Annotated in this window: 5 protein-coding genes; 1 reads left to right on the top strand and 4 read right to left on the bottom strand. The window is 69.8% G+C overall.

Translation table 11 applies throughout. The features are described from left to right. Positions 1-11: 11 nt before the first annotated feature. Entirely contained in the window at positions 12-470 is a 459-nt protein-coding gene (locus tag GA0115259_RS28500; protein ID WP_237540555.1) for a DEAD/DEAH box helicase family protein, read from the bottom strand. An 88-nt stretch (positions 471-558) separates the two neighbouring features. Beyond that, positions 559-2427 carry a DNA helicase RecQ gene (gene recQ, locus GA0115259_RS28495; RefSeq protein WP_093602349.1) on the bottom strand — a complete coding sequence of 623 codons (1869 nt, stop codon included), beginning with the start codon at positions 2425-2427 and terminating at the stop codon, positions 559-561. A 217-nt stretch (positions 2428-2644) separates the two neighbouring features. On the opposite strand from recQ, the gene GA0115259_RS28490 reads away from it, so the two are divergent. Beyond that, positions 2645-3412 (top strand): VOC family protein, encoded by a 768-nt coding sequence (locus GA0115259_RS28490; protein ID WP_093602347.1) that lies wholly within the window; start codon positions 2645-2647, stop codon positions 3410-3412. Positions 3413-3536: 124 nt separating this feature from the next. Here the strand turns inward: GA0115259_RS28490 and GA0115259_RS28485 are convergent, their stop codons facing one another. Continuing rightward, a complete protein-coding gene (locus GA0115259_RS28485; protein ID WP_093602345.1) occupies positions 3537-3728 on the bottom strand; it encodes a DUF1059 domain-containing protein in 192 nt (63 codons plus the stop codon). Positions 3729-3878: 150 nt separating this feature from the next. After that, a complete protein-coding gene (locus GA0115259_RS28480) occupies positions 3879-4586 on the bottom strand; it encodes a class I SAM-dependent methyltransferase (protein WP_093602351.1) in 708 nt (235 codons plus the stop codon). Positions 4587-4761 lie beyond the last annotated feature (175 nt).

Below are 4761 nucleotides of genomic sequence, written 5' to 3'. Positions count from 1 at the left end.
AGCGGCTGATGTCACTGCGGGCACGCGAGCCCGGCAAGATCCAAACGAGAGGCCCTAGCCCGCTCATGCCAGTCCGGCCGACGAGGCTGGTCAGAGGTGGTGGCCCGGGGCGAGGAGTGGTGGGGACAGGGCATCGTCGGGACCGACGGCGTGATGGGAGTGCCCTCGGCGATGATCAGCGGAGTGGCGGGCAGCGCGTGGAGATCGTCCAGGATCATCCGGCCCCGCTCGTGGTGCAGGGACATGGCGAGCAGCTCCGCCTCGGGCGCGGACCAGCGTTCCTCGCGCGACAGCGCCTCCCACCGGATCGCCTCCGGACGGCCCGCGGCGATGGCGCGGTCGCGGTGCTCCCAGGTGTGGGCGTCGGCGTTGTACCAGCGCAGCCCGTGGCGACGGGCGAGCAGCCGGGCCACGGTCGTCTTGCCCGCGCCGGGCGGACCGCCGATCCAGAGAATCTTGCGATGAGGCATACCGACCATTCTCGCCCGTGCGCGGATGCCTCCGATGTCATCCGCGCACGTCAGACCGTCTGCCCGTGGCAGGTCATCCGTCAGTCCGTCACGCCGTGCCCAGCGTCTCCAGGATCTGCTCGCCGTACTTCGCCAGCTTGTTCTCGCCCACTCCGTTCACCGTGCCCAGCTCCGCCAGCGTCGACGGCGCCAGCACCGCGATCTCGCGCAGCGTCGCGTCGTGGAAGACGACATACGCCGGCACGCCCTGCTCCTTCGCCGTCGCGGCACGCCAGGCGCGCAGCGACTCGAACACCGGCACCGCCTCCTCCGGCAGATCCACCGGCACCGCACGGCTCTTGGCCGTCTTCTCCGCGCGTGCGGGCCGGGCCGCCGTCTTCTCGGGCTCGCGCCGCAGCACCACCGGCCGGCGTCCGCCCAGCACCTCGGCGCTCTCCTCCGTGAGGACCAGCGTTCCGTAGTCGCCCTCGACCGCGATGAGCCCCTGCGCCAGCAACTGCCGTGCCACGCTGCGCCATTCCGCCTCGCGCAGCTCCGTACCGATACCGAACACGCTCAGCGCGTCATGATCGAACTGGATGACCTTCGCCGTCTTCTTGCCGAGCAGAATGTCGGTGATCTGTCCCGCGCCGAACTTCTGGTTGCGCTCGCGCTTCAGCCTGACCACGGTCGACAGCAGCTTCTGCGCCGGGACCGTGCCGTCCCACGACTCGGCGGGCGTCAGACACGTATCGCAGTTGCCGCACGCGCCGCTCTTCTCGCCGAAATACGCGAGCAGTTGGACGCGACGGCACTCCACCGTCTCGCAGAGCGCGAGCATCGCGTCGACATGGGCGCCCAGCCGCCGCCGGTGCGCGTCGTCGCCCTCGGAGGTGTCGATCATCTTCCGCTGCTGGACCACATCCTGGAGCCCGTACGCCAGCCAGGCCGTCGACGGCTGCCCGTCGCGCCCGGCACGTCCGGTCTCCTGGTAGTAGCCCTCGACGGACTTCGGCAGATCGAGATGCGCGACGAACCGCACGTCCGGCTTGTCGATACCCATTCCGAACGCGATGGTCGCGACCATGACCATCCCGTCCTCCCGCAGGAAGCGCGCCTGGTTCGCGGCCCTCGTACGGGCGTCGAGCCCCGCGTGGTACGGCAGCGCCTCGATCCCGTTCTTCACCAGGAACTCGGCGGTCTTCTCCACGGACGCCCGGGAGAGGCAGTAGATGATCCCCGCGTCTCCGGCGTGCTCGGCGCGCAGGAGCTGGAGGAGCTGGCGCTTCGGATCGTTCTTCGGCGCGATGCGGTACTGGATGTTGGGCCGGTCGAAGCTCGCGACGAAGTGCCGCGCGTCCTGGAGCTTGAGCCGGGAGGCGATCTCCGCGTGGGTGGCCTCGGTGGCGGTCGCCGTGAGGGCGATACGAGGTACGTCGGGCCACCGTTCGTGCAGCGCCGACAGGGCCAGATAGTCGGGCCGGAAGTCATGGCCCCACTGCGCGACACAGTGCGCCTCGTCGATGGCGAACAGGGAGATCGTGCCGCGCTCCAGCAGCCGTACGGTCGGCTCCACCCGCAGCCGCTCCGGCGCGAGATAGAGCAGATCCAGCTCACCGGCGAGGAACTCCGCCTCCACCAGGCGCCGTTCGTCCAGATCCTGTGTCGAGTTGAGGAACCCGGCCCTGACACCGAGCGCCCTCAGCGCGTCGACCTGGTCCTGCATGAGCGCGATGAGCGGCGATACGACGACTCCGACGCCCTTCCGTACCAGAGCCGGGATCTGGTAGCAGAGCGACTTGCCGCCGCCGGTCGGCATCAGGACGAGGGCGTCGCCGCCGGACACCACATGGTCGATGATCTCCTGCTGGCTGCCGCGGAAAGAGTCGTATCCGAAGACGCGGTGGAGCACGCGCAGCGCCTCGCTGCCCGTCTCTTGGCTCGTCTCGGGACGCGGATCGGAATCGGGAGCGCTCATCCGCCGATTCTATGAGCCCTGTACGACATCGCTCGACGAGATCGCTCGGACCGGTCGGTCCATGATCCGCCGGCGTCATCTAGGACATGGTCTGACCTGTATGCGATCTAGCGTCGGACCAGTCGAACAGAACGGGCCGAAGGGCCAGGGCCGGTGCGCACGGACAGGACCGGCGCGCATGGCGAGCCGGACGGGCCCGGCGAGGCAGGAGAATCCCATGAGTTATGTGACCAGCAATCAGCCGACAGGCACCCCGACCTGGATCGAACTCGGCGTCCACGACATGCGGCGCGCGGCGGAGTTCTACGGGGCCTTGTTCGGCTGGGAGTTCGAGGCGGGAGCGGCGGAGGCGGGCCGGTACACGCTGTGTCTGCTGCGCGGACGCCCGGTGGCGGGACTGAGGCCGACAGCGGAGGAGAGCGGCTCCGGCCACTGGCGCGTATATATCGCCACCGACGACTGCGACGACACCGCGAAGCGTGCCATCGCGGCCGGCGGCACGCTTGCCGAGAGCCCGCAGGACGTCGGGGACCGGGGCCGTGGGGCCCTGGTGGTGGATCCGGTCGGCGCCGAGTTCGGACTGTGGCAGGGACGTGAGCGTCTCGGCTGCGAGATCGTGAACGAGCCGGGCAGTCTCGTACGGAACGATCTGACCACTCCGGACCCGGGCCCGGCGCGCGCGTTCTATCCGGCGGTCTTCGACTTCACCCTGGACGGCAACGACGATCTCCCGGACGCGGACTTCACCTTCCTGCGTCGGCCGGACGGGCATGAGGTCGGCGGGATCCTGGGCGTGGCGCAGGGAGAGCCGTCCGTCTGGAAGACGGTTTTCGAGGTGGCCGACGCCGATGCCGCCGTGGCGCGGGCCGTCGCGGCGGGAGGCACCGCTAGCGCTCCCTCGGACATGCCCTACGCGCGGATGGCGAATATCACCGATCCGTTCGGCAACAGCTTCGAGGTGGGCGCGAGGCCTCAGGAGCGGTAGCGGCAGCGCTGGGCTGCGGAGCACAGGGACTCCGCCCGGCGGTGCCGGGCGGAGTCCGCCGATCTGTTGACCTGTCGATCCGTTGACCTGGGGTTCGGAGGCCTCGCGGCCCGGACCCTGGGGCTCAGGCGTGCTGTGGCACCTCGTCCTTCAGCATGGAGCGGATCTGCTCGCGCAGCTCCGGGCTGTCCGTGTGGCCGTGTACGGACGCCGCGTGTTCGCTCGCGGCGCGGACCACCTCGTCCTCCTCACCGGAGATCGCGAGAGTGCACTTCGTCCCGCTCGGGAAATCCCGGCAGTCGGCTACCTTGCGCATGACGCACCTCCTCGCTCCTCACTCCAGTGTCCGCCCGCGCGTCCGCCCGTCGCCATACGGGATCTGTACGGGCCATACGGGATCTGTACGGAACGCCTGACCGGCCGCGCGTCCCGTCAGGCGCCGGAGCCGGTCACATGCCGGATCCGGTCACGCGTCGGAGCCGGTCAGGCGTCGGACCTTGAGGGTGTTGTCCGTACGGTGGCCCGGCTGTCCGTCGGGACCGTTCTGCTGCCGCTCGTGCTCCTCACAGATCTGCACCTCCCACTCACCCTCCGCCAGGCCGAGGGATTCGAGGACCTCCTCGGGCGTGGGGAAGTGGACTTCCGGGTGCGGGTTCTCCTCCCAGGGAGCGAAGCCTCCGTGTCCGACGATCAGCAGTGTCCCGCCGGGCGCGACGGCCGACGCGGCGGTCCGCAGGATCTTCTCGCGCGGCATATCGCCGTAGGAGTGCAGGAATTGAGCCGAGACAAGGTCGAAACCGCCCTCGGGGAAGGAGACTCCGAGGTCGTGCCGCTGCCAGTCGATCCGGTCGGCGACACCTTCCGCCTCCGCGTGTTCGGCCGCGCGGCCGAGAGCGACACCGGAGACGTCGGTACCGGTGACCTGCCATCCCTGCCGCGCGAGCCAGACCGCGTCGGCGCCCTCGCCGCACCCGAGGTCCAGGGCCCGGCCCGGGCTCACTCCCGTGATCTCGCGGACCAGGATGGTGTTGGGCCGCCCGCTCCAGATCCGGTCGCTCTGACCGTAACGGTCGTCCCAGTACGCCTCGTACGAGGAGAAATCATCGGGCGACAGGGGCTTCTCGTTCGAGGCGGAGTGGGAGTGGGAGTGGGAGCGGGAGTGGTGGTCGGTCATCGCTGTCATACCTCTTTCGTCAATGCTGTGCCGGTTTCCAGGGTGGTGCCGCGTTCACGGGCTCGTGCCGCGCCGGCTCACAGGCCGTGCCGGCTGCCGCCGAGTACGCGCTCGCAGGTCTCGCGCTCCAGCCGCGCGGAGAAGGGAGCGGAGTCACGGCGGGGGGGGGGGGCGG

This window comes from Streptomyces sp. MnatMP-M17 (assembly GCF_900091995.1).
In the GTDB taxonomy this organism is placed as follows: domain Bacteria; phylum Actinomycetota; class Actinomycetes; order Streptomycetales; family Streptomycetaceae; genus Streptomyces.
The sequence above is the reverse complement of the archived record's forward strand: the minus strand, read 5'-3'. Positions and strand labels throughout refer to the sequence as shown.

Coding starts and splice junctions, on each gene's coding strand:
- GA0115259_RS28485 (WP_093602345.1), bottom strand. CDS start 3,728: ATGCGCAAGGTAGCCGACTGCCGGGATTTCCCGAGCGGGACGAAGTGC.
- GA0115259_RS28480 (WP_093602351.1), bottom strand. CDS start 4,586: ATGACCGACCACCACTCCCGCTCCCACTCCCACTCCCACTCCGCCTCG.
- GA0115259_RS28490 (WP_093602347.1), top strand. CDS start 2,645: ATGAGTTATGTGACCAGCAATCAGCCGACAGGCACCCCGACCTGGATC.
- recQ (WP_093602349.1), bottom strand. CDS start 2,427: ATGAGCGCTCCCGATTCCGATCCGCGTCCCGAGACGAGCCAAGAGACG.
- GA0115259_RS28500 (WP_237540555.1), bottom strand. CDS start 470: ATGCCTCATCGCAAGATTCTCTGGATCGGCGGTCCGCCCGGCGCGGGC.